The sequence below is a fragment of the Paraburkholderia ferrariae NBRC 106233 genome (assembly GCF_000685035.1).
GTDB lineage: Bacteria > Pseudomonadota > Gammaproteobacteria > Burkholderiales > Burkholderiaceae > Paraburkholderia > Paraburkholderia ferrariae.
In genome coordinates this window covers 140,276-163,266 of record NZ_BAYB01000024.1, presented here as the reverse complement: position 1 = coordinate 163,266, position 22,991 = coordinate 140,276, and the positions used below count along the sequence as shown (strand labels likewise).

Sequence of the window (22,991 nt, the reverse complement as noted above, 5' to 3'; positions counted from 1 at the left end):
GCGTCTCCTCCTTACTGTGCGAACGCCGCGCTGCGGCCGACGGCCGGTGCCATGCCGCGGCCCGGCAGCGCGTTGAGCGCCTCGTAGCACGCGCCCATCGTGTGATAGTCGGTCTTGCCGGCGGGGCTTTTCTCGTCGCTGTACTTGCGGTTGTCGCAGGTGAGGATGCGATACCACGCACCGTAGCGGTGATCGACGAAATACGTCCAGCCATAGCGCCAGAGTTCGTCGTACCAGTCCCAGTAGCGCTCGTTGCCCGTGCGCTTGCCGAGCAGCGCCGCCGTGGCGAAGGTTTCGGCCTGGACCCAGAAGTACTTGTCGTGATCGCACACGGTGCCGTCCGGGCCGAAACCGTAGTAGAGGCCGCCGTGGTCGTTGTCCCAGGCGTGCGCCATGGCCGCGTCGAAGAGTTCGACGGCGCGCGGCAGGAGCCACGGCAGCGGACGGTGCCGCTCGAGGATCAAGAGAAGTTTCGCCCACTCGGTCTGGTGCCCCGGCTGGAAGCCCCACGGGCGGAAGATGTTCGAGCTGTCCTCTTCGTTGTAGTGCCAGTCCACCGACCAGTCGGCGTGATAGTGCTCCCACACGAGCCCCTGCGAGAGCTTCGCCTGGCGCAGCGTGAGGTTCGAGGCGATGCGCTCCGCGCGGTCGAGATAGACGAGGTGGCCGGTCGCCTCGTAGGCGGCGAGCAGCGCTTCGGTGCCGTGCATGTTCGCGTTCTGGCCGCGGTAGGTCGAGACGACCCAGTCGGCGCTCGCTTCGTCGGCATAGAGGCCCGCGGCGGCGTCCCAGAAGCGGTGCTCCATGAGCTCGAACGTGGCCGCGATCATCGGGCGCGCTTCTTCGATGCCGGCCATCGCCGCATGCGCATAGGCGAGCAGCACGAACGCGAGGCCGTAGCAGTGGCGCGTGGCGTCGAGCGTGCGCTTCTTGCCGTCGCGCCAGTCGATTTCCCAGTCGTAGCCTTCGTGATGCGGGTCCCAGTGCGCGTCGCGCAGGAACTTCAGGCCGTGGCGCGCGTATTCCAGGTGCTGCGGGTCGCCGAACTCGCGGTACGCCATGGCGTAGTTGAAGACGTAGCGGCAACTGCTCACCAGGTGCCGCGAATGCGCGTTGTACACCGAGCCGTCGTCGCGGAAGTAGTGGAAGAAGCCGCCCGTCGGGTCGTACACGTTGGGCGCGTAAAAGCGCAGCGTGTCCTGCACGTGCGAGAGCAGGAACGCGCGGTCGCGGAAGTTCGCGACCGGCGGCACGGCGGCCGCCTGGGCATCGGCATCGGCGCCGGTGCCGGCGTGGGAGGGAGCGGTATCGGTGAGCTTCGTCATGGCTTTCTCATCAGGGCTTGAGCGTGGCGACGCCGGGGTGCGGCGTCGCCCTGCGCGAAGACGGGGAGGCGGGAGCAGCGGCGGGAGCCGCAGTGGCCGTTTGAGCCACCGTGCTGCCGCGCACGATCAGGCGCACGGGCAGGCTGATCTCGCTCGCGGCCGGCGCGGCGTCGAGCAGCAGCTCGACGCCGCGCCGGCCGAGCGCTTCCTTGTCCACCGCGATCGTCGAGAGCGCGGGCACCGCGTGCGCGGCGCCCGCAATGTCGTCGAAGCCGACGATCGCGATGTCCTCGGGCACGCGCAGCCCGCGCTGCTGGCACACGCGCAGGGCCGCGAGCGCGGCGGCGTCGTTGTAGGCGAACACGGCGTCGGGCGGCGCGCCGCGCGTGGAGTCGAGCAGGCGCTCCATCGCGCGCGCGGCGCCGGTATCGGGGTCGAGCCCGGCGTCGATCGTCACCTCGAGCGAGGGGTCGAAGAGCAGGCCCGCTTCGAAGAACGCGCGCCGGTAGCCAAGCGCGCGCTGCGCGATGCTGTAGTGCGCGAGCGAGCCGCCGATGAACGCAATGCGCCGCCGCCCCAGTTCGAAGAGATGGTTCATCGCGAGCGCGGCGCCCGGAAGGTTGTCGATGTTCACCGAACGCAGGCCCGCCGCCCACAGGTCGATCAGCACGAGCGGCCGTTCTTGCGCGACGAGCGCGGCCAGCATTTCGGGCTCGACGAACCCGGCCACGGCAATGGCGTCGGGCGCGTGCAGGCGCAGTTGCTGGACGGTGTCGTCGGCGGGGCCGGCCGTCAGCAGCGCGGGCACGATGCCGTGCTCGCGGCACGCGTCTTCCACGCCGTGCAGGACATGCGAGAAGAACGGACTGGCGGCGAAGTTGTTGTGCTGGCGATGCAGCAGGAACGTGAGGCGGCGGATGCGCGGACGCAACTGGCCCCAGTCGTAGCCGAGCGCGTTGGCGACTTCGACGACGCGCGCGCGCGTGGCCTCCGAAAGGCCCGGCTGATTCTTCAGGGCGCGCGACACCGTGCCGATCGACACGTTGGCTGCCTGCGCGACCTCGCGGATGGTTGTCCCCATGGCTCCTGGCGGGCGGCGCGCGAGGGCGCCGTGCGGGTAAGGTCAGATGTGGGGCGATTGTATAGTAAAAACTCGTGCGAACAACGCAAGATGGGCAAGTAAAATCACCGTAAATACCCGTATACAAGCGTATAAACGTAAATTTATGCGTTTAGTAAAAGTAACTAAACACGTTTGGCCGGGCATGGCGGTTGCGCTACGAGGTCCATCATCATTCGAAGCTCGGGAGACGCACCATGCTCAGCACCATCTTGCTCGTCATCGTGATCCTGCTGCTGGTCGGCGCCTTCCCTGCCTGGCCGTACAGCCGCTCATGGGGGTATGCGCCGTCGGGCACGCTCGGCGTGATCGTCGTCGTGCTGGTCGTGCTCTTGCTGATGGGGACGATATGACGACAGGCGGCACGCTCGCGCGAGCGTGCCGCCAGGGAGTCCTGATGTATGGGGATGCCGCCCGTAGCGGGGCGGCGCCGCGGCCTTTAGCGTCAGCCCGGGGCGGTCAGTTCGCCGCTGCGACCGGTTCGCCGTGCGCGGGCACGAGCGCCGCGCTGTCGTTGCTGTCGATCACCACGAGGCCCATCGACTCCTGCTTGGCGCGCCGCTTGGCGAGCGCCGCGAGCGAGGCGATGGCCTCGCTGTTGTGCTGCGCGCCGTCGCCCGGCGCGATGCGCACGCAGCCGATCGCCATCGTCACGAAGCTGAAGAAGGCCGGGTTGCCGTGGCGGTCCTCGCCGCGTATGCCGCCCGCCATCCGGTCCGCCGGCGCGTAGTAGCGCAGCGCGCCCGCATTGAACGTTTCGATTGCGCGCCGCGCGCGGTCGAGCCAGGTCTCGCTCTGGAACAGGATCAGGAAGTCGTCGCCGCCCACGTGGCCGAGGAAGTCGCGCGTGGGGTCGCAGGCGTCGGCCAGCACCGTGGCTGCGAACTTCAGCACTTCGTCGCCCTGCCAGTAGCCGTACTGATCGTTGAACGGCTTGAACTGGTTCAGATCCACGTAGCACGCGTAGAAGCCGGCGTCGTGCGAGAGCAGCCGTTCGATGTGCGAACTGATCGGGATGTTGCCCGGCAGGAAGGTGAGCGGATTCGCGTAGCGCGCCGCCTGGATGCGCACTTCGGTCACGGCGCGCACGAGGCTTTCGCCGGTGCCGAGGCCGGCATAGCGGCCGTTGTCGGTGATGACGAAGCCGTCGGCCAGATAGCGCTGGTCGTCGCTCGCGAGGAGCGTGGCCATCTGCTCGACCGTCATCGACTGCTCGATCAGCACGGGCGAGGCATTCGCGAACTGCAGGCAGGCTTTCTTGCCGAACAGCTCGCGGTGATACGGCAGCGCGTAGCGGTCCATGAACGCGCGCCGGTTGATGAGCGCAACGGGACGGTCGTCCTCCACCACCGCCACCGCGTGCAGTTCGGGCTGGCGGTTGAAGAGTTCCAGCACGTCGTTGTTGGTGGCGCGGCGCGGCACCGCGGGCGCGTGCACGATCATCTTTTCCGCGGGGGCGCTGCCGCCCGCCCGGCTCGCGGCGGCGCGCCGCGCCGGTTCCGGAAACACGGCGATGTGGTCCGCGCGCAGCGCTTCGCGCGTTTCCTGCGGGAGGCTTTGCGCGGGCGCCATGTCCGGGCGGCCGAAGAAAAAGCCCTGGCCGCTGCCGATGCCCATGTCGCGCAGCACGATCAGGTCGGCTTCGTTTTCGATGCCTTCGGCCACGAGCCGCGCGCCGCTTGCCTGCGCGAAGTGCTGCATCGCGCGCACGGCCTCGAACTTGAGCGCGCTGTGGGCAATGTCGTGAATGAAGAAGCGGTCGATCTTCACGACATCGGGCTGCAGACGCACCCACAGATTCATGCTCGCGTTGGCGGTGCCGTAGTCGTCGAGTGCGAACTGGGCGCCGGCGGCGCGCAGGGCATCGACGATCTGGGTGAATTCGCCCAGGTCCTCGATCGCGCTCTGCTCGGTGAGCTCGATTACCACGCGGCGTGCGTCGAGCGTGCCGTCGAAGAGGGCGGGCGTGTCGCGGCCGGCGTCGGTGAGCTGGCGCAGCGCGGTCGCGCTGAAATTGAGGAACAGCTTGCCGTGGCAATTGAGCCGCGCGAAGGCTTCGATGCAGGTTCGCGCGGCGGCGTGTTCGAGCGAGGTGGTGCAGCCTTCCTCGAACGCCTGTGCGAACAGCGCGGCCGGCGTTTCGAGCGGCGAGCCGGCAGGGCCGCGGATCAGGCCTTCATAGCCGAGGATCGCGCCGTCCTCGAAATCGACGATCGGCTGGAAGACGGCGCGCAGATGGCGCCGGCCGATCAGGCCTGCTATGCCGGATAAGCCGGTGGGCGAGGACGACGCGTGAGAAGACATGGCTAAGCCTTTCAGGCAAGGACGCCACGCTTAACGGCAGCACGCGCAAAGAATTAAGTGAATTTTTAGTGACAAGCCGGGGAGGGTGGCTGGCAGCGCCGCGCAACGCGCGCCGCTCGGGGGCGGCGCTGCAGATGGCGCCGCCGCGTGTCAGTGCCTTAGCGCTGGGCGGTGGCCGTGCCGCGCTCGCCGCTGCCCGAATGCGATTCGTCGCCGGTCGGGGCCCCGCGCTCCCCGCTCATGTCGCGGGCGCCCCAGCGTTGCGCGAGCGCCGCGCACACCATCAGCTGGATCTGGTGGAACAGCATGAGCGGCAGGACGACGGCGCCCACGGCGTTCGAGGCGAAGATCACCTTGGCCATCGGCACGCCGGCGGCGAGGCTCTTCTTCGAACCGCAGAAGATGATGGTGATCTGGTCGGCGCGCGAGAAACCGAGCTTCTTGCTCGTGAATATGGTGATGGCGAGCGCCAGCGCGAGCAGCACGGCGTTCACGACGACGAGGCCGCCGAGCGCCGCGAGCGGCACGTGATGCCAGAGCCCTTCGTTGACGGCCTCGCTGAACGCGCCATAGACGACGAGCAGGATCGACCCCTGATCGACGAACTTCAGCACGCCGCGGTTGCGCTCGATCCAGCGGCCGATCACGGGGCGCAGCAATTGGCCCGCCACGAACGGCACGAGCAGTTGCAGCACGATATTCCAGACCGTATGCCAGGCCGAGGCGCCGCCCGCGTTCTGGTTCGAGATCACGACGCTCACGAGCGCGGGCGTGATGAAGATGCCGAGCAGGCTCGAAGCGGACGCGCTGCACACGGCGGCGGGCACGTTGCCGCGCGCGATCGACGTGAAGGCGATGGACGACTGCACCGTGGAGGGCAGCGTGCAGAGAAACAGCACGCCCGCGTAGAGGGCTGGCGTGACGAGCGGCGAGAGCACCGGCTTGAGCACGAGCCCCAGCACCGGAAAGAGGACGAAGGTGCTCGCCAGCACGACGACGTGCAGGCGCCAGTGCGTCGCGCCCGCGATGATCGCTTCGCGCGAGAGCTTGGCGCCGTGCAGGAAGAACAGCAGCCCGACGGCGATATTCGTGAGCCAGTTGAAGGCCATGGCGGCCTGGCCGTGCACGGGCAGCAGGCTCGCAAGGATCACGGTGCCGACGAGGCACAGCGTGAAGTTATCGGGCAGGAATTTCGGACGGGCCATCGAGCAATCTCGGAGCAATTTCAAAGCGCCGCGCGCGGTTTCGAAGCGGGCGCGGCATTGAATCGGAGTACGGAACAGGAGTCACTATTGTCCCTGCAAAGCGATTGAAAAATCAAATTCATTTGAAGAATCGATTAATGAGTATTGGGCATGAGTTGGCCGACTGTCTGCTGGAGCAGCCGAAGCGGTGCGGAACCCCAGTGTGGTGCCTGGTGTGGAGCCCGCCAGGGCACCTTTCGGCCCCGGATTTGACACTGCCGGGCAGCCGTTTTTCGTGCGCTGCCCGTGTGCCGCATCCGTTGTGCAAACATCTAACCAAAGATCTTCGGAGCATCGGGCGGCCCTGCCCCCAAAGCCACGCCGGACGGCCGTCCTGAGCCGAAAAAACCAGCAGTAACATGGCGTTACAACCCTTCAGGAGGCATAACACTTTTTGGCTCGACACCTATTCGGCACGCCCATAAATTACGGTCAGAGGGCGCGTCACCCCGTTGCGGCAGCAAGCATTGCGAACCGTGAAGGTGAGGGCGCCGGGACTGGCCCGCCACAGCCCGAGTGGCGGGTTTTCAGGCGGAACGTCGGGCAGGCGATCGACATCATGTACGCAGGGTTGTCACGAATGGGACAGTGGGTTTTGGGGGCCGGATTGACGGCCCTCGTTGCGCTTGCCCACGCACAGCCTGCGTTTGCGCCGCATGGCGGCGGTGGCGGTTTTTCGCACGCGCCCGCGATGCGGCCGATGTCAGGCGCCGCGCGTGGCGGTTGGGGCGAACATGCCTCCGCGCAGGCTATGCGCCCGGCGGCGCCCGTGCGCCGCGAGGCCGCGACTGGCGCTTATGGTGGCGGCTACGGCAACGCCGGCCGCTATGGCGCAACGCCTATGCATGTCGCCGATCAGGGCGGCTGGCGCGAGGGCGGCGGCGAGCGTGGCGGCGACCGTGGCGGCAATCGCGAACCCGCGGGCGGCGCCCCCTACGGCAATGGCTTCGGCGGCAGCCGGGGCGGCCCCATCACGCCGGTGAGCGCCCAGACCCGCGAAGTGCCGCACCCGCCGGCCGATTCTCCCGTGCGCACGGGCTCGATCCGCGAAGACGTGGCGCGCTACAACGAAGAGCGCGGCGCGTTCCGTCCGTTCCCGCGCGGCGGCGGCGATGTGCCGCGTCCGCCCATGCCGTCGCCTTATCGGAATTAAGCGCGGAACCCGGCACGGAACCCGGCACGCCATCCAGCGCAGAACCGGACCCGAAGCCAGACCTCGAATTCCGCGAGCGGCTCCGCCTCGAAGCCGCATCCTCCAGGTTCTCCTTACTTCATCCCCTCCCCCCAGACCGAGCGCATTCCCCAGGCTGTTTCGGTCTTCTGATGTTCATCACACGAATTCCCGCCGGTTTTTTGCACGTTCCCGCGCGTGGCCAATGCCAATCTGACGCGTAGATACCACACTTTTTTTGAAATCTCTCGTCATACATAAGCCTTTCGTCATCAAATCCCGACTTCGATATGGCGGCGCGTCAATCGAAGCCCGAACGCCCCGGAGAATTCCCGCCCACGCGGCTAGACGCACAAATTATGTGACTGTTGCGACGCACCAAAAAAAGATGCCGGGGCGCGCAAAACAGGTTTTAAGGCCAGCAAACTAATCGGTCCGATATACCGGCGATAACACCGGATATTTTTGGCGACGGAATTGGTCCGCGAAGATGGTCCCGCCCAAGAACGGCCACGCCTGCGAACGACGAAAAACAAACGGTTTGCGCGAGCGCCAACAGCCGCCAGTCACACCTCTTTTTTTGACAAAGACAGGAGAACCCATGAATACAGCCGTTAGCCGCGCGCTGCGCACCACCTTGAAGGCGAGCGCCTTCGCAGCCGTGCTTGCCGCCGCTTCGTCGTCGGCCTTTGCGCAGTCGAGCGTCCAGCTCTATGGCCAGGTCGACGAATGGGCCGGCGTCACGAAATTCCCGGGGGATAACGCCTCGGTGGGCGTGGGCGGCGGCGGGATGTCCACGTCGTACTGGGGCTTGAAGGGCGACGAGGATCTCGGCGGCGGCTACAAGGCCATCTTCACCCTCGAAAGCTTCTTCCGCGCGCAGAACGGCCAGTACGGCCGCTTCGAAGGCGACACGTTCTTCGCCCGCAACGCGTACGTCGGCCTCGAATCGCCGTACGGCACGGTCACGGCGGGGCGTCTGACGACGCAACTGTTCGTTTCGACGATCCTGTTCAACCCGTTCATCGATTCGTACACCTTCTCGCCGATGGTGTACCACGTGTACCTGGGCCTCTCGACGTTCCCGACCTACACGACCGACCAGGGCGTGATCGGCGACTCGGGCTGGAACAACGCGATCCAGTACTCGACGCCTGACTTCAACGGCCTGTCCGGTTCGGCGATGTACGCGTTCGGCAACCAGGCCGGCGAAAACGGCCAGAAGAAGTGGAGCGTGCAGGCCCTGTACTTCCACGGCCCGTTCGCGGCGACGGCCGTGTACCAGTACGTGAACTTCAACAACACGCCGGGCGACATCAGCACCATCCCCATCGACCCGAGCGGCTCGATCACGACCGCGGGCCTGAAGAGCCAGGGCGTGGCGCAGGTCGGCCTGACCTACGACCTCAAGTTCGTGAAGTTCTACGGCCAGTACATGTACACGGCGAACTGGGGCCAACTGAGCGGCTGGCACGTGAACACGGCGCAAGGCGGCGTGTCGGTGCCGGTGGGCCCGGGCACGGCAATGGCTTCGTACGCATACTCGCGCGACAACGGTGGCCTGAACCAGACGCACCAGACGGCGGCCATTGGCTACGACTACCCGCTCTCGAAGCGCACCGACCTGTACGCTGCCTATATGTACGACCACTACGACAACATGTCGTCGGGCATGACGTACGGCGCGGGCATCCGCACGAAGTTCTAAGCAAGCGGCACGGGCCTTCAGGCCCGCGACGCATCGCCACGAACCCCGCGCTCTTTCGGAGCGCGGGGTTTTGTTTTTTTTGGGGGGGCCGGGCGGCCTTCGCGGCGGCGCGTTTGCCTACCAGGAATGGATAAAGCGCGCACAATGGCGGCGATTGATTCTTCCCGGTGTCTTATGTCTCTTCTTCCACACCCTTCCGGACGCGCGCGATGGACACGCTCGTAAGCATGAAAGTGTTCCGCCAGGTGGTGGAGGCGGGGAGTTTCGTGGCCGCGGCCGAGCGCATGAGCATGTCGGCGGCGATGGCGAGCAAGCATGTCGCGCACCTCGAGCAGCAACTGGGCGCGCGCCTCCTGAACCGCACGACGCGCCGCGTCGCGCCCACCGAGGCGGGCCGCGAGTACTACGAACGGCTGGCCCAGGCGCTCAACGAACTCGACGAGGCGGGCGAAGCCGTGGGCGCCGAAAGCGTCGTGCCGCGCGGGCGCCTGCGCGTCTCGTCGCTGACGGCGTTCGGGCTGCGGCACGTGATGGGCGCCGTGGCCGACTACGCGGCCGGGCACCGCGAGGTCACCGTCGATATCACGCTCTCCGACCGCGTGGTCGAGCTGATCGACGAAGGCTTCGACGTGGCGATCCGCGCCGCGCCCTCGGGGCTCAAGTCGTCGTCGCTCATTGCGCGGCCGCTCGCCACCGCGCACATCGTGCTGTGCGCGTCACCCGGGTATCTGCGCCGCCACGGCGTGCCGAAGACGGTGGCCGATCTTGCGCACCACAGTTTCGTGCAATACGCGGGGGCCTCGGCGCAGGAGCTTGCGCCGTTCGCCGACGGCGGCGCGCGCCCGAAGCCGGGCGGCAACCTGATCGTCAACCACCTCGAAGCGCTGCGTGTGGTGGTGCTGCAAGGGGGCGGGCTGTCGATGCTCGGCACCGAGGTGATTGGCGACGACATTGCCGAGGGCCGTCTCGTGCCGCTTCTCGTCAATGCGCTGCCGCCGCGCGAGCTGCCCATCTACGCCGTGTACGCGAGCCGGCGGCATCTTTCGGCGAAGGTGCGCTCGTTCGTCGATTTTCTCGCGCAGCGCTTCGCGGACCGCGGGCTGTGGCCCGGCGTCGAGGCGATCCGCGCGGCGGCGGCTTCGTAGGCGCCGGGACGCCGGGCCGGGCGGTGCTTCCGCGCTCCAGTGCTCCAGCGCCTTAACGCGCGATGCCGAGCCGTGCCTTCGTGTCGTCGTATTCGCGCTTCAGGCGCGCGACGAGCTCCGCGACCGTCGGCGCATCGTCCATCAGTCCCACGCCCTGGCCCGCGCCCCAGATGTCCTTCCACGCCTTCGCCTTGTCGCCGCCGAAGTTCATCTTCGTCTTGTCCGATTCGGGCAGCGCGTCCGGGTCGAGTCCCGCATTGACGATGCTCTCGCGGATGTAGTTGCCGTGCACGCCGGTGAAGAGGTTCGTGTAGACGATGTCGGCGGATTTGGCGTCGAGGATCGCCTGCTTGTAGGCGTCCACGGCATGCGCCTCTTTCGTTGCGATGAAGCGCGTGCCCATGTACGCGAGATCGGCACCCATCGCCTGCGCCGCGAGGATCGAGCCGCCGTTCGCAATCGCACCCGAGAGCACGATGGGGCCGTCGAACATCCTGCGCACTTCGCCCACCAGCGCGAACGGCGAGGTCGTGCCCGCATGGCCGCCCGCGCCGGCCGCCACGAGGATCAGCCCGTCCACGCCCGCTTCGAGCGCCTTCGCCGCGTGGCGCAGGTTGATGACGTCGTGCAGCACGATGCCGCCGTAGCTGTGCACGGCGTCGATGATCTCGCGCGCCGGCGCCCGCAGGCTCGTGATGAAGATCGGCACCTGGTGATCGACGCACACGCGCACGTCGTGCTCGAGCCGCGCATTCGACTGATGCACGATCTGGTTCACGGCAATCGGGCCGATGGTCGCGTCCGGGTGAGCCGCCCGGTGTGCGGCGAGCCCGGTCTGGATCTGCGTGAGCCACGCATCGAGCTGTTCGGCCGGGCGCGCGTTGAGCGCCGGGAACGCGCCGACGATACCGGCCTTGCACTGCGCAAGCACGAGCTCGGGATAGCTGACGATGAACATCGGCGAACCGACGACGGGCAGCGACAGGTTTTGCAGGACGGCGGGCAATGCCATGACAGAAGTCTCCTTGGGCGGCCGGAGCCGGCGGCGCGATCGGGCAAGCGCGGCGCCGGGATGGCTGGCCGTGGTTCGGATCGTACCGCTCGGGCGCCGCGCGGGTATCGCGCTGTGCACTGTGTTATGAACGATCGTTCGATTGTAGGCGCGTCATTCTGTACGAACCGCGCCGAAGGCGGCCCTTTCGGCCACGACTTTCGAGCAAGTGTTCGGTTTCTACGGTTGCCGCCCCGAAATCGCGCAAGCGGAGATAAGGGGCCTCCTACAATAGTGTGAGACCAACAACGACAAGAGACACGACATCATGCCGTTCGATGCATTCACGCCATTCACCGTTCGCACGGCGAGCGGGATCGACATCTACGGGATGAAGGGCGGCAAAGGGCCGCCGCTTCTGCTGCTGCACGGCCACCCGCAGACGCATATGATCTGGCATCGCTGCGCCGACGAACTCGCGAAGCACTTCACCGTGATCGCGACGGACCTGCGCGGCTATGGCGCGTCGTCGAAGCCGGCCGGCGACCCCGCGCATGCCACCTACTCGAAGCGCGCGATGGCCGCCGATCAGGTGGAGGTGATGCGCCACTTCGGCCACGCACGATTTCTGGTTTGCGCGCACAACCGCGGCGCGCGCGTGGCGCACCGCATGGCGCTCGACCACCCGGAGGCCGTGGACCGGCTGATGCTGCTCGACATCGCGCCCACGCTCTCGATGTACGAGCAGACCGACCGCGCCTTTGCCACAGCCTATTTCCACTGGTTCTTCCTGATCCAGCCGGCGCCGCTGCCCGAGTCGCTGATCGGTGCGAACACCGATCTTTACATCGAACGCGTGATGGGCAACCGCCACGCGGGCCTCGCGCCGTTCGCGCCCGAGGCGCTCGCCGCCTACCACGCGGCGCTGCGCCAGCCGGGCGCGGTGCATGCCATGTGCGAGGACTACCGCGCTTCCGCGACGATCGATCTGGAGCACGATCGCGCCGACATCGAGCGCGGCCACAAGGTGGGCTGCCCGCTGCGCATCCTGTGGGGCGAGCAGGGCGTGATCGGCCGCTGCTTCGACGCGCTCGCCGAATGGCGCAAGGTGGCGCGCGATGTGAGTGGGCGCTCGCTTGCGTGCGGACACTACATCCCCGAAGAGGCGAGCGAGGATCTCGTGAAAGAGATGCTGGCATTCTTCGAGGCCAGCGGGCCTTGAGTTGGCCTTGAGTTGGTCTTGAGTTGAACAATGGCGAGGTGCGGCCGGTGAGGTACGGCCGGTGAGGACGGCGCTCTTGGCGGGCCGCTTGCTCCACGTAACTCGCCTGACTCGCCTGGCCCAACTGGTTCGTGGCGGCGCGACGCCGCCGCGTTGACCGCATAATGGCGCGGTCCCGTTGCCTGCCTTCGCCATGCCCCCGCCCGCGACCCGCCCTCTCTCCGACGAAGCCGAACTGCGGCGCGCCAAGCGCCGCCCGCTGCTGCTGCTCGCGGCGGCGGCCTGCGTTTTCGTCGTCACGGCGTGCTGGCCGCCGGGCTACGGCAGCGCGTTCGTCGTCGGTGCGCTCAAGGCGTGCAGCGAGGCGGCGATGGTCGGCGCGCTGGCCGACTGGTTCGCCGTGGCGGCGCTCTTCCGCCGTCTGCCCGTGCCGTTCATTTCCGCCCACACGGGCGTCATTCCGCACAACAAGGACCGCATTGCCGACGAGCTCGCGCGCTTCGTCCAGGACCGTTTTCTCGACGCCGAATCGCTCGTCGCCCTGATCCGCCGCCACGACCCGGCGCAACGGGTGGCCGGCTGGCTCTCCGACACGCGCAACGCGCGGCGCCTCGGCGACTACGCGGTGCAGTTCGCCGCGGGGGTGCTGGAACTCGCCGACGACCCCCGCATCGAGCTGCTGATCCGCGACGGCCTGCGCGCGGCGCTCTCCAGCGTCGATCTCTCGAAGTCGATGGGCGCGGTGCTCGATACGCTCACGCGGGACGGCCGCCACCAGGAACTGCTCGACAAGCTGATCGACCAGTTCGCCGCGCTGCTGCGCGTGGAAGAGACGCGCAGCTTCGTGGCCGCCCGCATCGTCGAGGGGCTCAAGGGCGAGTATCCGATCACGGAGAAGGTGCTGCCCACCGCCTGGATCGGCGAGAGCGGCGCGCGGGTGCTGACGAGCGCAGTCGAGCGGCTGCTGCTGCAAATCAGCGAAGACCGCGAGCACCAGTTGCGCCACCGGTTCGACGAGGTGGTGTACGGCCTCATCGCGCGGCTGAAGACCGATCCCGCGTTTCTCGCCAAGGGCGAGGAGCTGAAGGCCAGTTTGCGCGACGGCTCCGCGTTCGCGGACTACGCGCGCACGCTGTGGGACGAGTTGCGCGCGTGGCTGCGGCGCGACCTGGAGGCGCCGGATTCGGTGCTGCACGCGAAGGTGGCGGCGGCGGGCGGCTGGCTCGGGCGCGCGCTGGCGGCCGACCCGAAGCTGCGCGCCTCGCTGAACGAACATCTGGAGCAGGCGGCGCACGCCATGGCGCCGGAATTCGCGGCGTTCCTCACGCGCCATATCAGCGATACGGTGAAGAACTGGGACGCGGGCAGCATGTCCACGCTGATCGAGCAGAAGATCGGCAAGGACCTGCAGCGCATTCGCATCAACGGCACGGTGCTGGGCGGGGCGATCGGCTTCGGCCTTTATTTGTGCTCGCAGCTTTTCGAGTGGCTGCGTGTATTCGTCGGCCTGTGATTTGCCGTTGCGGACCGCTCCCGCCCGTCATTCGAGCGGCGGCAGGCGCCGTGCCACCGGCGTCGATTTGACGATGGCCGTGCTCGTTTCCGCGCGCTCGGTGACTTTCGCGAGGATTTCGTCGAGCTGCCCGATCGAATGCAGATAAAGCCGCGCGATGAAGCAGTCGTCGCCCGTGACCTTGTCGCACTCCACGAACTCGGGAATGCGCCGGATCACCTCTTCGACCAGATGAAGCTGGCCCGGCAGGGGCTTCACGCGCACGATGGCCTGGAGCGTGTAGCCGAGCGCGCGCGGGTCGATCTGCACCGTGTAGCCGCCGATCACGCCCTGCGTTTCCAGGCGCCGCAACCGCTCCGACGTGCTCGGCGCCGAAAGGCCGACCTGGCGCGCGAGTTCGCTCACGCTCGCGCGGCCGTCTTCGGCCAGTGCGGCAAGCAGGGCGCGGTCGATCTCATCGAGGTTGGCCGGCTGCACCGGCGTACTGGCTGGACGTTTCATGATGGTTTGCAGGGGTTGTGCCTTCGATAGCCTTCGATTGCAAGGCGAATAAGACGAACGGCCTCAGTTTAGCCCTGTATTCCGGGGAATGCAGCCAGTAAACTTCCTGTCATGGCTTCGGGCTTGCTCGCTTCGCGGGCCATGCCGCCTTCGCTTCGACAGGGAATCGCTTCCATGGCTACTACCGAAATTCGCCGCGGCGCCGCCGAGATGGTCGTCGCGATGCTGATGTCCGGCACGATCGGCTGGCTCGTCGTCGCTTCGCGGCAGCCGGCCATCAACGTCGTATTCCTGCGCTGCGTGCTGGGCGGCGCGACGCTCGCGCTCATCTGCACGGCGCTCGGGCTGCTGCGCCGCGCGCACTTCACGCCGCGCACGCTGCTGCTCGCCATGCTGGGCGGCGCCGCGATTGTCGCGAACTGGGTGCTGCTCTTCGCGGCGTATTCGCGGGCGTCGATTTCGATGGCCACCGCCGTCTATAACACCCAGCCGTTCATGCTCGTGGGCCTCGGCGCGCTCCTGTTGCGCGAGCGCGTGAGCGCTTCCACTGTGGCGTGGCTTGCGGTTGCGTTCGTCGGGCTCGTCTGCGTGGTGGAGGTGCAGCCCGCGGTGCTTGCCGTTCCCGGCGAGTATCTGCAAGGCGTAGCCTGCGCGGCGGGCGCGGCCTTTCTCTATGCCGTCTCGTCGATCATCACCCGCCGCCTCAAGGGCACGCCGCCCCACCTGATCGCGCTCGTGCAGGTGCTGTTCGGCGCACTCGCGCTCGCGCCGTTCATCCACTACGACACGCTGCCCGCCACGCCGCTGCACTGGGCGCAGATCGTGACGCTGGGTGTCGTGCACACCGGCATCATGTACGTGCTGCTCTACGGCGCGATCCAGAAGCTGCCCACGGCGATGACCGGCGCGCTCTCGTTCATCTACCCGGTGGTCGCCATAGTCGTGGACTGGCTCGCGTTCGGGCAGCGCCTTTCATGGATTCAGGTGGCCGGTGCGGTGCTGATTCTGCTGGCGGCTGCGGGCGTGAACCTGGGCTGGCGGATCGTGCCGCAACGCAGTGGCGTGCGTTCGGCCTGAAGTCGTCATTTGATAAGGATGCCGAATCAATTGGTGCGCTCGGATGTCTGCATTCGTGCGTGTCAAGCCGCAGATTGCGTGTCGGTCGTTTTTAGGGAAATCACCGATGCTTCGCGCCGATAGGCGCGAGTATGATGCGTCCACAGATTGACCACGTCAGAGCAAGATACTCGCGCTCGTCCGGAAACGGACGAGCGTTTTTTTCGCTCATGCTCCGCTCATACGGCCGAGGCCGGCGCCTCGATGCGCTCGCCGTTCAGCACGAGCGCGCCGCTCTTCGCCAGTTCGCCGATGAGTTCGGCGAGCAGCGCCCGCCATGCGCTACGCGGCGCCAGTTGCGAGGCCGCCGCACGCATGGCCGCGGCGTCGTCGAGCATCGCTTCGAGCGTCGCGAGGGTCATCGTGCGCACTTCGAGCAGCTTGAACACGATCAGCACCTTGAGCGCGTTGCGCGCATTGCGCGCGGGATCGGCGCGCAACCAGGCGAGCCGCGAGAACGCGCGTTCGAGCGCGGCCTCGACGTTCACAAACGGCGCGCCGTGCCCCGGGATCGCGATGCTCACATCGAGCTTCGCGATCGCCTCCAGCACCGCCTGCTGCTCGGCGAAGCCGCTTTCCCCGTCGAGTTCGGGGAAGATCACGCCGAAGCCGTGTTCCCAGAGCGCGTCGGCGCTGATCAAAAGGCGCGGGCCGGCGGCATAGAGCATCACCGAATCCGGGTCGTGGCCCGGCGCACCGATCACTTCCCACTCGAAGCCACCGAGCGCGAGTTGCTCGCCCGGCGTGAGCGTGCCGGTAAAGCCGAAGCGTTCGCAGGTTTGCCCGGTCGCGCGAAACGTGAGGCGTGCTTCGTCCCAGTCGCGTACTGCGGCTGCGCTGCGTGCGGGAATGCGCGTTTCGCACGGCCACGCGGCCTGCAACTGCGCATTGCCGCCGCAGTGGTCGGAATGCAGATGCGTATTCACGATCAGATCGAGCGCGCGCGCGCCCAGCGCATGCTGCACGAGCGCGACGGTTTGCGCGGCATGGGTGGCGTAGCCCGTATCGACGAGTGCCGCGTGGGCTTCGTCCACCAGCAGTACGTTGTTCGACGAGAGCCAGCCGCGCTCGAATACGCGGATCGAACCAGGCAGTTGAACGGGCGCGCTCATGGCCTGGGCATCACAAGGATCGTCGCATGGCCGGCGGTCACTATTTCGCCATCCTGATTGATGGCGGTGCCGGCAAGCTTCGTGAGGTCGCCGTTGAGGCTCGGCTTCCACCACGCATCCTCCACGCGCCATTCGAACGTGAGCACGTCGTGCGCAAAGGTGGCGCGCTTGAGCTTGAGGTCGAATTCGAGGCCGAGCGGCTGCGCGTAGGTGGAAAAATGCGTGGCGAGCAGGGCCATGAAATGCGCGGTGGGCTGCGTGCCGGATGCGATCAGGCCGCCAAAGCGGCTTTGCTCCGCATAGGCTTCGTCGTGATGGAGCGGGTTCAGGTCGTTCACCAGCGTGGCGAACGACTTCACCGAAGCGGGCGAGAGCGCGAACGTGGAACGGCAGATTTCGCCGATCGTGACCACGCGGGGCGGCGCGTTCATTGCGTATCTCCCGGGTGGCCCGACGTGCTCGTGCTTGCGCGCGCTCCGTCGAAACGCCGTGCCATCCATTGCGTGTGCCGCGCGTCGATCGCGTCCCACACGGCGCGCTTCGCGTCATCGTCGAGCGTAGACCACGCAGCGATTTCGTCGAGGGTGCGCAGGCAGCCATCGCATAGACCCGTGGCGTCGTTCATGCGGCAGATGCCGATGCAGGGCGACGGCGTTGCCTGCAAAGCGGGGGAGGCCTGGGATGGCGCGGCGCGAGACGTCATGCTCACGCGTCGCGCAGCGCGACGTCCACCACGGGCGCGCCGGTCAGCGCGGCCAGTTCCTGCGGCGAGAGATTGAACACCGCATGCGGGTGGCCCGCCGCGGCCCACAGGCTTTCGAGCTCGAACAGATCGGCGTCGATGAGCGTGACGGGCGGCGTCGCGTGGCCAATCGGGCAGACACCGCCAATCGCGTAGCCGGTTTTTTCGCGCACGAACTTCGCATCGGCGCGGCCGATTTCGCCCACGTGCGCGGCGACCTTCTTCTCGTCGACGCGGTTGGCGCCGCTGGCGATCACGAGCACGGGGGCGTCGTCTTCGCGGCGGCGAAAGAGGATCGATTTGGCGATTTGCGCGACTTCGCAGCCGAGTCCCGCCGCGGCCTCGGCCGAGGTCTTGCCGGTTTCGGGCAGCATCACGACCGGCTTCGCGTGGCCGCGATCGCGCAGCAACAGCGCGACGCGTCGGGCCGATTCGGGCAGGGCATCCAGTGTGCCCTGAGAGGAGGCGTGCGTATCCGTCATGGGTTTCTTTCCTTCGTACTGCGATTCGACGATCGAGTGCTGATGCACGGGCGCTTACGCACAGGCACTTTCGCTGCGCTGTTTTGCGAGCAGTGCCTTGCCTGCCCGCGAGACGTTGTTGCGGCCAATCGCGGTCGAGATGAAATCGCCGGCCGCGACCACCTGGTTCAGGTCGATGCCGGTTTGAATGCCGAGTCCGTTCAGGAGGTACAGCACGTCTTCGGTCGCGACGTTGCCGGTCGCACCCTTGGCATATGGACAGCCGCCGAGCCCCGCCACGGAGGCGTGGAAGATCGCGATGCCTTCCTGCAGGGCCGCGTAGATGTTCGCCAGCGCCTGGCCGTAGGTGTCGTGGAAGTGGCCCGAGAGGCGCTCGCGCGGGAACACCTTCGTCACGGCCTCATACACTTCGCGCGTGCGCCCGGGCGTGCCCACGCCGATGGTGTCGGCGATATCGATCTCGTCGCAGCCGAGCGCGGCGAAGCGCTCGACCACATCCACCACCGAAGCCACCGGCACTTCGCCCTGATACGGGCAGCCGAGCGCGCACGAAACGCTGCCGCGAATGCGGATGCCGTGCTCTTTGGCTGCCTGCGCGAGCGGGACAAAACGCTCGATGCTTTCCGCGATCGAGCAGTTGATGTTCTTCTGCGAGAACGCTTCGCTCGCGGCGCCGAAAATCACGATTTCGTCTGCGCGCGCGGCGAGTGCGCCTTCGAAGCCGCGCAGGTTCGGCGTGAGCACCGAGTAGATCGCGCCGGGGCGGCGCGCGATGCCGGCCATCACTTCGGCGCCGTCGGCCATCTGCGGCACCCATTTGGGCGAGACGAACGAGGCGGCCTCGATGTTCGGAAAGCCGGCTGCCGAAAGGCGGTCGATCAACTCGATCTTGATGGCGGTGGAAACGAATTCCTTTTCGTTCTGCAGACCGTCGCGCGGACCGACTTCGACGATCTTGACTGTTGCGGGCAGGGTCATGGGGTGTCTCCTTGGTGGGTCTGGCGCGGCTTCGGTGCAAGCCCCGCTCAGTAACCGCGTTCGATATGCACGACGCCGCTCACCGTTTCGCCGCGCGCAAGCGCTTCGATCTTGTCGGCGATCTGCGAGATCGCTTCGTCGCGCAGCGTCAGGGCCGAACTGTGCGGCGTGATGGTGATGCGCGTCTCGCGCCAGAAAAGATGATCGGGGGGCAGCGGCTCTTCGCGGAACACGTCGAGCGTGGCGGCCGCGAGCGTGCCGTCGGCCAGCGCATCGAGCAGATCCTGCTCGGCCAGGTGCGTGCCGCGCGCCACGTTCACCACGTAGGCGCCGCGTTCGAGCCTCGCGAACACGCGGGCGTCGAGGATGTTTTCCGTGTCGGGCGTGGCGGGCAGGAGATTCACGAGCAGCTTCACGCCGTCGAGGAACGCATAGAACTGCTCGCCATGCAGCGGGCCCGACCATGTGGCGATGCCGTCCAGATGCCTGGCGCTGCGCGAGAAGCCGCGCACCGGCACGCCGAGCGCGGCCACCGAGCGCGCAACCTGGGCGCCGAGGACGCCGAGCCCGAGTACGCCCACCGTGAAGGTTTCGCGCGGATGCGGCGCGAGCACGTGCCATTCGCCGCGCGCCTGCGCGAGCGCATAGTCGTCGAAGCGGCGCAGATAGCGCAGCACGGCATGCTGCACGTACTCGCACATCTGGTCGGCCATGCCCGAGTCTTCGAGGCGCACCAGCAACGCATCGCGCGGCAGCGTGCCCGGTTGTTCGCGTTCGAGCGCGAGGATCGCATCGACGCCCGCGCCCAGATTGAAGATCGCGCGCAGGCCGGGGCGCGCGGACAGCAGCTCGCGCGGCGGGCGCCAGACGACGGCGTAATCGGCCGCCGCGTTGTCGCCGGGTTGCCATTCGCGCAGCTCGGCGCCGGGCAGCGCGCGGGCGAGACCGTGCAGCCAGGTGGAGGCATCGGCTTGCGGCAGCCAGAACAGGATCTTCATGCGGCGTGCCTCGTTCGTTGGGCGGCGCAGCACGCGTGTGCGCCGCAAATGCGGGGCGGAAGGGCCGTAAGGCCCATACAGGCCGCAGGGGGAGGCGCGTTGCGAGGCGACATGGGGATGTCCGTGACAGATGTCCTGGCCACATTCTACTTTTTCGGGCCGGTGCCCGCCGGGCTTTCACCACGTGGGCGGCGCGCGCGGCCCCGCGGGTGGGCGCCCTGCAAAGCAAAGCAAAAAAAATTGGTTCGGCCGGCGCGGGGTGCAGGCCACAATCTCTTCACGCTTGGTCGTTGCGAGGAAAAAATCATGCTTTCGAGCGCACCTACCCGTTGGCCGCCCAGACTCGTCACCGTGCCGGGGCTGCACGGCAGCGACGGCGCGCACTGGCAGACCTGGCTCGAGCGCCAGTTCCCGCGTGCGCTGCGCGTGGAGCAGGCCGACTGGGACGCGCCCAATCTCGCGGTCTGGAGCGCGGCGCTCGCCGCCTCGCTCGCGCGCGAACGCGGGCCGTTCGTGCTCGCCGCGCACAGCTTCGGCTGCCTCGTGACGGCTCATGCGTTGCAGGCGGGGATTCTCGGCGCCGATGTCGCGGGCGTGTTGTTCGTCGCGCCTGCGAGCCCCGCGAAATTCCGCTTTGCGGGCGCGTTCGAGGCACGGCGCCTGAAAGTGCCCTCCATCCTGATCGGCAGCGAAACCGACCCGTGGATGACGCTGGCCGGCGCGCGCGAACTCGCGCAGCACCTGGGCAGCGCGTTCGTCAATCTCGGCGACGCGGGCCACATCAACTCGGCAGCGGGTTTCGGGCCGTGGCCGCGCGCGAAATACTTCATCGATACGCTCGTGCACTGCGAAGCGCCGCGGCGCTTGCGCGACGAGAGGGTCGAGGGCGGCGAACCGGCGTTTGCGTGGTAAGCGCGTCGGGTTAGTCCGTGCGCCTGGCACGGACTGCCAGCCAGACGCGCGGCGCGTCAGATCCGCTTCGCCTCGCGCAAGAGACGCGCCGTGTGCAGCGCGATCATGCCTTCTTCATCGGTGGGAATCGCGAACACCGGCACGCGGCTCTCGCGCGTGCCGATGCGTTCCTTGTTGGCCGCGTTCGCATCCGCATCGAGATCGATGCCGAAAAGCGGCTTGAGCCGCTCGCACACCTGGGCGCGGATGGGCGCCGCATGCTCGCCGATGCCGCCCGTGAACACGAGCCCGTCGAGCCCGCCCAGCACCACGGCGAGCTTGCCTATCTCCTGCGCAATGCGGTACGTGTAGAAGTCGATCGCGAGCTTCGCCTGATCGCTTGCGCTCGCAAGCAGTTCGCGCATATCGCTGCTCACGCCCGAAAGGCCCTTCAGCCCCGACTCGTGATACAGCAGCTTTTCGATGGCGTCGTGATCCATGCCGCGCGCCATCATCCACAGCACCGCCCCCGCGTCGAGCGCGCCGCAGCGCGTGCCCATGGGCAGGCCGTCGAGAGCCGTGAGCCCCATGGTCGTCTCCACGCTCTTGCCGTCCTTCATCGCGCACAGGCTCGCGCCGTTGCCGAGATGCGCGACCACCACGCGCCCGCGCGCGATGTCCGGCGCGACCACGTGCATATGCCGCGCGATGTACTCGTACGAGAGGCCGTGAAAGCCGTAGCGGCGAATGCCGTCGGTGAAGTAGCTGTAGGGCAGCGCGAAGAGCTGCGCCATGATGTCGTTGCTCGCGTGGAAGGCCGTGTCGAAGCAGGCCACCTGCACGAGTTCGGGCGCGGCCTGCCGCACCGCGCGGATCGCGGCGAGATTGTGCGGCTGATGCAGCGGCGCGAGCGGCGTGAGCGAGTCGAGTTCGGCGATCACCGTGTCGTCGATGAGCACGGCGTCGGCGTAATGCGCGCCGCCGTGCACCACGCGGTGGCCGATGGCCGCGGGCGGCGTGTCGCGCAGTCCCACGGCGAGCACGAGGCGCAGCAGCCGGAACGCGGCGTCGTGATCGGCGACCTGCGCGACGGGGAACTGCTCGTCCACGATGAGCCGCCCGTCGGCCATGTGCGCGACCACGCGCGGCGCGACGCCGATCCCCTCGATCTGCCCGCCCGCGCCGAGCAGGGCGCGCGCGCCGCCCTCCACCTTGTCGTCGTCGATCACGCGGTACACCGAACACTTGATGCTCGACGACCCCGCGTTGACGACGAGAACGACGTGGCCTTCTGCGGCGGCGTGATGCGCCCCGTGGGCGCCGGGCGATGTGCTCACAGTGTCTCCGTGGTCTTGCGCGCGCGCCGCGCATGGGCGACGAGCACGGCAATCGCGCAACTGCCGATGCGCGAGCGCACGCTGTCGGCGCGGCTCGTGAGGATGATGGGCACGCGCGCGCCGAGGACGATGCCGGCCGCCTCCGCGCCCGCGAGGAAGGTGAGCTGCTTGGCGAGCATGTTGCCCGCTTCGAGGTCGGGCACGAGCAGGATGTCGGGGTCGCCCGCCACGGGCGAGACGATGCCCTTGATGCGCGCCGCTTCGGTGCTGATCGCGTTGTCGAACGCGAGCGGGCCGTCGAGCAGGCCGCCCACGATCTGGCCGCGGTCGGCCATCTTGCAGAGCGCGGCGGCGTCGATGGTGGAGGGCATCTTGTCGGAGACCGTTTCTACCGCCGCGAGTATCGCCACCTTGGGGCGCTCGATGCCGAGCGCCTGCACGAGCTCGATCGCGTTGCGCACGATGTCGGCCTTGTCGGGCAGCTTCGGATAGATGTTGACGGCCGCGTCGGTGATGAAGAGCGGCTTGTGATACGAGGGCACGTCCATGGCGAAGACGTGCGAGAGGCGCCGCTCGGTGCGCAGGCCCGTCGTGCCGGAGGCCACTTCGTGCAGCAGCTCGTCGGTGTGCAGGCTGCCCTTCATGAGCAGCTCGGCCTCGCCCGAGCGCACCGCGAGCACGGCGCGCGCGGCGGACGCGTGGCTGTGCGCGGCATCGATGAGGGTGACGCCCGCGAGCGACAGTTGCGCTTCGTCGGCCACCGCGCGGATCTTCGCCTCCGGCCCGATCAGGAGCGGCACGATGAGGCCGAGGCTCGCGGCGTCGAGCGCGCCCGCGAGCGAGGACGCGTCGCACGGGTGCGCCACCGCAGTGGGCACCGGCGCGAGGCCGCTGCAGCGTTCGAGCAGGACTGAATACTTGTCGTGCGATGAAGCCATGACGATGCCCTTCCGTTTTGACTGGACCGGTAAAGCCGCCCGCATGTTGCGGCGCGCAATGCGGTAACAGTGTAGTTCAGCGCGCGCGTCGCCGTAGGAAAAGTGCGCTGCGACGCTGTGTCGCGGTGAATGGCGCCTGTCACGCTTCGTTCA

General features: G+C 67.5%; 22 protein-coding genes. 8 read left to right on the top strand and 14 right to left on the bottom strand.

The genetic code is table 11. The features are described 5' to 3' along the window. Window positions 1-11: 11 nt before the first annotated feature. Window positions 12-1,325 carry an AGE family epimerase/isomerase gene (locus BFE01S_RS39985; protein ID WP_245621180.1) on the bottom strand — a complete coding sequence of 438 codons (1,314 nt, stop codon included), beginning with the start codon at window positions 1,323-1,325 and terminating at the stop codon, window positions 12-14. Window positions 1,326-1,335: 10 nt separating this feature from the next. Further along, a complete protein-coding gene (locus BFE01S_RS24590; protein ID WP_028227794.1) occupies window positions 1,336-2,406 on the bottom strand; it encodes a LacI family DNA-binding transcriptional regulator in 1,071 nt (356 codons plus the stop codon). Window positions 2,407-2,642: 236 nt separating this feature from the next. Between BFE01S_RS24590 and BFE01S_RS43340 the strand changes: the two genes are divergently transcribed. After that, window positions 2,643-2,798, top strand: coding sequence for a DUF3309 family protein (locus tag BFE01S_RS43340; protein WP_042338406.1), 156 nt, complete (start codon window positions 2,643-2,645; stop codon window positions 2,796-2,798). Between the two features lie 106 nt (window positions 2,799-2,904). On the opposite strand, the gene BFE01S_RS39975 is transcribed toward BFE01S_RS43340, so the two are convergent. Both BFE01S_RS39975 and BFE01S_RS24575 read right to left on the bottom strand, forming a co-directional pair. Then, complete coding sequence (locus tag BFE01S_RS39975; protein ID WP_042338405.1) at window positions 2,905-4,749, bottom strand: EAL domain-containing protein; 1,845 nt, start codon at window positions 4,747-4,749, stop codon at window positions 2,905-2,907. Window positions 4,750-4,907: 158 nt separating this feature from the next. Next, the gene (locus BFE01S_RS24575) at window positions 4,908-5,954 is read right to left on the bottom strand and encodes a bile acid:sodium symporter family protein (protein ID WP_028227793.1); all 1,047 of its coding nucleotides are present in this window, start codon (window positions 5,952-5,954) and stop codon (window positions 4,908-4,910) included. Between the two features lie 646 nt (window positions 5,955-6,600). Here BFE01S_RS24575 and BFE01S_RS42035 point away from each other — a divergent pair. The 3 genes from BFE01S_RS42035 (at window position 6,601) to BFE01S_RS24560 (ending at window position 10,017) form a co-directional block, all read left to right on the top strand. Continuing rightward, a complete protein-coding gene (locus tag BFE01S_RS42035) occupies window positions 6,601-7,146 on the top strand; it encodes a hypothetical protein (RefSeq protein WP_052420970.1) in 546 nt (181 codons plus the stop codon). Window positions 7,147-7,765: 619 nt separating this feature from the next. Beyond that, window positions 7,766-8,872 carry a porin gene (locus tag BFE01S_RS24565; RefSeq protein WP_028227792.1) on the top strand — a complete coding sequence of 369 codons (1,107 nt, stop codon included), beginning with the start codon at window positions 7,766-7,768 and terminating at the stop codon, window positions 8,870-8,872. A 209-nt stretch (window positions 8,873-9,081) separates the two neighbouring features. After that, entirely contained in the window at window positions 9,082-10,017 is a 936-nt protein-coding gene (locus BFE01S_RS24560; protein WP_028227791.1) for a LysR family transcriptional regulator, read from the top strand. Window positions 10,018-10,069: 52 nt separating this feature from the next. Here BFE01S_RS24560 and BFE01S_RS24555 read toward each other — a convergent pair whose 3' ends face one another. Next, a complete protein-coding gene (locus tag BFE01S_RS24555; RefSeq protein ID WP_028227790.1) occupies window positions 10,070-11,029 on the bottom strand; it encodes an NAD(P)H-dependent flavin oxidoreductase in 960 nt (319 codons plus the stop codon). Between the two features lie 307 nt (window positions 11,030-11,336). On the opposite strand from BFE01S_RS24555, the gene BFE01S_RS24550 reads away from it, so the two are divergent. Then, on the top strand, window positions 11,337-12,230 hold the full coding sequence (locus BFE01S_RS24550; RefSeq protein WP_028227789.1) for an alpha/beta fold hydrolase: 894 nt from the start codon (window positions 11,337-11,339) through the stop codon (window positions 12,228-12,230). Between the two features lie 193 nt (window positions 12,231-12,423). Beyond that, window positions 12,424-13,743, top strand: coding sequence for a DUF445 domain-containing protein (locus tag BFE01S_RS24545; protein ID WP_028227788.1), 1,320 nt, complete (start codon window positions 12,424-12,426; stop codon window positions 13,741-13,743). Between the two features lie 27 nt (window positions 13,744-13,770). Here BFE01S_RS24545 and BFE01S_RS24540 read toward each other — a convergent pair whose 3' ends face one another. Then, complete coding sequence (locus BFE01S_RS24540) at window positions 13,771-14,244, bottom strand: Lrp/AsnC family transcriptional regulator (protein WP_062871686.1); 474 nt, start codon at window positions 14,242-14,244, stop codon at window positions 13,771-13,773. Window positions 14,245-14,418: 174 nt separating this feature from the next. Between BFE01S_RS24540 and BFE01S_RS24535 the strand changes: the two genes are divergently transcribed. After that, on the top strand, window positions 14,419-15,321 hold the full coding sequence (locus BFE01S_RS24535) for a DMT family transporter (protein ID WP_028227786.1): 903 nt from the start codon (window positions 14,419-14,421) through the stop codon (window positions 15,319-15,321). A 218-nt stretch (window positions 15,322-15,539) separates the two neighbouring features. On the opposite strand, the gene BFE01S_RS24530 is transcribed toward BFE01S_RS24535, so the two are convergent. From BFE01S_RS24530 to BFE01S_RS24505, 6 genes are read right to left on the bottom strand one after another with little or no spacing between them, the layout of a single operon-like run. After that, window positions 15,540-16,472, bottom strand: a complete 933-nt coding sequence (locus BFE01S_RS24530; protein WP_028227785.1) for an MBL fold metallo-hydrolase — start codon at window positions 16,470-16,472, stop codon at window positions 15,540-15,542. Next, entirely contained in the window at window positions 16,469-16,903 is a 435-nt protein-coding gene (locus BFE01S_RS24525) for a MaoC family dehydratase (RefSeq protein WP_028227784.1), read from the bottom strand. Before BFE01S_RS24525 ends, BFE01S_RS24530 begins: the two co-directional genes overlap by 4 nt. Then, complete coding sequence (locus BFE01S_RS39965) at window positions 16,900-17,175, bottom strand: DUF1289 domain-containing protein (RefSeq protein ID WP_042338404.1); 276 nt, start codon at window positions 17,173-17,175, stop codon at window positions 16,900-16,902. Before BFE01S_RS39965 ends, BFE01S_RS24525 begins: the two co-directional genes overlap by 4 nt. A 2-nt stretch (window positions 17,176-17,177) precedes the next feature. Continuing rightward, the gene (locus BFE01S_RS24515) at window positions 17,178-17,696 is read right to left on the bottom strand and encodes a YbaK/EbsC family protein (protein ID WP_028227783.1); all 519 of its coding nucleotides are present in this window, start codon (window positions 17,694-17,696) and stop codon (window positions 17,178-17,180) included. 54 nt (window positions 17,697-17,750) lie between these two features. Then, complete coding sequence (locus BFE01S_RS24510; RefSeq protein WP_028227782.1) at window positions 17,751-18,674, bottom strand: hydroxymethylglutaryl-CoA lyase; 924 nt, start codon at window positions 18,672-18,674, stop codon at window positions 17,751-17,753. 47 nt (window positions 18,675-18,721) lie between these two features. Beyond that, window positions 18,722-19,672, bottom strand: coding sequence for a 2-hydroxyacid dehydrogenase (locus tag BFE01S_RS24505; protein ID WP_028227781.1), 951 nt, complete (start codon window positions 19,670-19,672; stop codon window positions 18,722-18,724). A gap of 306 nt (window positions 19,673-19,978) precedes the next feature. Here BFE01S_RS24505 and BFE01S_RS24500 point away from each other — a divergent pair, with 306 nt between their 5' ends. Further along, entirely contained in the window at window positions 19,979-20,584 is a 606-nt protein-coding gene (locus BFE01S_RS24500; protein ID WP_028227780.1) for an RBBP9/YdeN family alpha/beta hydrolase, read from the top strand. Between the two features lie 56 nt (window positions 20,585-20,640). On the opposite strand, the gene BFE01S_RS39960 is transcribed toward BFE01S_RS24500, so the two are convergent. Together BFE01S_RS39960 and BFE01S_RS24490 are read right to left on the bottom strand one after the other, a co-directional pair. After that, window positions 20,641-21,900 (bottom strand): acetate/propionate family kinase, encoded by a 1,260-nt coding sequence (locus BFE01S_RS39960; RefSeq protein WP_042338403.1) that lies wholly within the window; start codon window positions 21,898-21,900, stop codon window positions 20,641-20,643. Further along, window positions 21,897-22,838, bottom strand: a complete 942-nt coding sequence (locus tag BFE01S_RS24490) for a bifunctional enoyl-CoA hydratase/phosphate acetyltransferase (protein WP_042338402.1) — start codon at window positions 22,836-22,838, stop codon at window positions 21,897-21,899. Before BFE01S_RS24490 ends, BFE01S_RS39960 begins: the two co-directional genes overlap by 4 nt. Window positions 22,839-22,991 lie beyond the last annotated feature (153 nt).

What these genes read in the sequence shown, in the direction of transcription:
- BFE01S_RS39965 (WP_042338404.1), bottom strand. Translation starts at nt 17,175, where the DNA reads ATGACGTCTCGCGCCGCGCCATCCCAGGCCTCCCCCGCTTTGCAGGCA.
- BFE01S_RS43340 (WP_042338406.1), top strand. Translation starts at nt 2,643, where the DNA reads ATGCTCAGCACCATCTTGCTCGTCATCGTGATCCTGCTGCTGGTCGGC.
- BFE01S_RS24540 (WP_062871686.1), bottom strand. Translation starts at nt 14,244, where the DNA reads ATGAAACGTCCAGCCAGTACGCCGGTGCAGCCGGCCAACCTCGATGAG.
- BFE01S_RS24560 (WP_028227791.1), top strand. Translation starts at nt 9,082, where the DNA reads ATGGACACGCTCGTAAGCATGAAAGTGTTCCGCCAGGTGGTGGAGGCG.
- BFE01S_RS24550 (WP_028227789.1), top strand. Translation starts at nt 11,337, where the DNA reads ATGCCGTTCGATGCATTCACGCCATTCACCGTTCGCACGGCGAGCGGG.
- BFE01S_RS24545 (WP_028227788.1), top strand. Translation starts at nt 12,424, where the DNA reads ATGCCCCCGCCCGCGACCCGCCCTCTCTCCGACGAAGCCGAACTGCGG.
- BFE01S_RS24555 (WP_028227790.1), bottom strand. Translation starts at nt 11,029, where the DNA reads ATGGCATTGCCCGCCGTCCTGCAAAACCTGTCGCTGCCCGTCGTCGGT.
- BFE01S_RS24510 (WP_028227782.1), bottom strand. Translation starts at nt 18,674, where the DNA reads ATGACCCTGCCCGCAACAGTCAAGATCGTCGAAGTCGGTCCGCGCGAC.
- BFE01S_RS24505 (WP_028227781.1), bottom strand. Translation starts at nt 19,672, where the DNA reads ATGAAGATCCTGTTCTGGCTGCCGCAAGCCGATGCCTCCACCTGGCTG.
- BFE01S_RS24530 (WP_028227785.1), bottom strand. Translation starts at nt 16,472, where the DNA reads ATGAGCGCGCCCGTTCAACTGCCTGGTTCGATCCGCGTATTCGAGCGC.
- BFE01S_RS24525 (WP_028227784.1), bottom strand. Translation starts at nt 16,903, where the DNA reads ATGAACGCGCCGCCCCGCGTGGTCACGATCGGCGAAATCTGCCGTTCC.
- BFE01S_RS24500 (WP_028227780.1), top strand. Translation starts at nt 19,979, where the DNA reads ATGCTTTCGAGCGCACCTACCCGTTGGCCGCCCAGACTCGTCACCGTG.
- BFE01S_RS24565 (WP_028227792.1), top strand. Translation starts at nt 7,766, where the DNA reads ATGAATACAGCCGTTAGCCGCGCGCTGCGCACCACCTTGAAGGCGAGC.
- BFE01S_RS24575 (WP_028227793.1), bottom strand. Translation starts at nt 5,954, where the DNA reads ATGGCCCGTCCGAAATTCCTGCCCGATAACTTCACGCTGTGCCTCGTC.
- BFE01S_RS24590 (WP_028227794.1), bottom strand. Translation starts at nt 2,406, where the DNA reads ATGGGGACAACCATCCGCGAGGTCGCGCAGGCAGCCAACGTGTCGATC.
- BFE01S_RS39975 (WP_042338405.1), bottom strand. Translation starts at nt 4,749, where the DNA reads ATGTCTTCTCACGCGTCGTCCTCGCCCACCGGCTTATCCGGCATAGCA.
- BFE01S_RS24515 (WP_028227783.1), bottom strand. Translation starts at nt 17,696, where the DNA reads ATGACGGATACGCACGCCTCCTCTCAGGGCACACTGGATGCCCTGCCC.
- BFE01S_RS24535 (WP_028227786.1), top strand. Translation starts at nt 14,419, where the DNA reads ATGGCTACTACCGAAATTCGCCGCGGCGCCGCCGAGATGGTCGTCGCG.
- BFE01S_RS24490 (WP_042338402.1), bottom strand. Translation starts at nt 22,838, where the DNA reads ATGGCTTCATCGCACGACAAGTATTCAGTCCTGCTCGAACGCTGCAGC.
- BFE01S_RS39985 (WP_245621180.1), bottom strand. Translation starts at nt 1,325, where the DNA reads ATGACGAAGCTCACCGATACCGCTCCCTCCCACGCCGGCACCGGCGCC.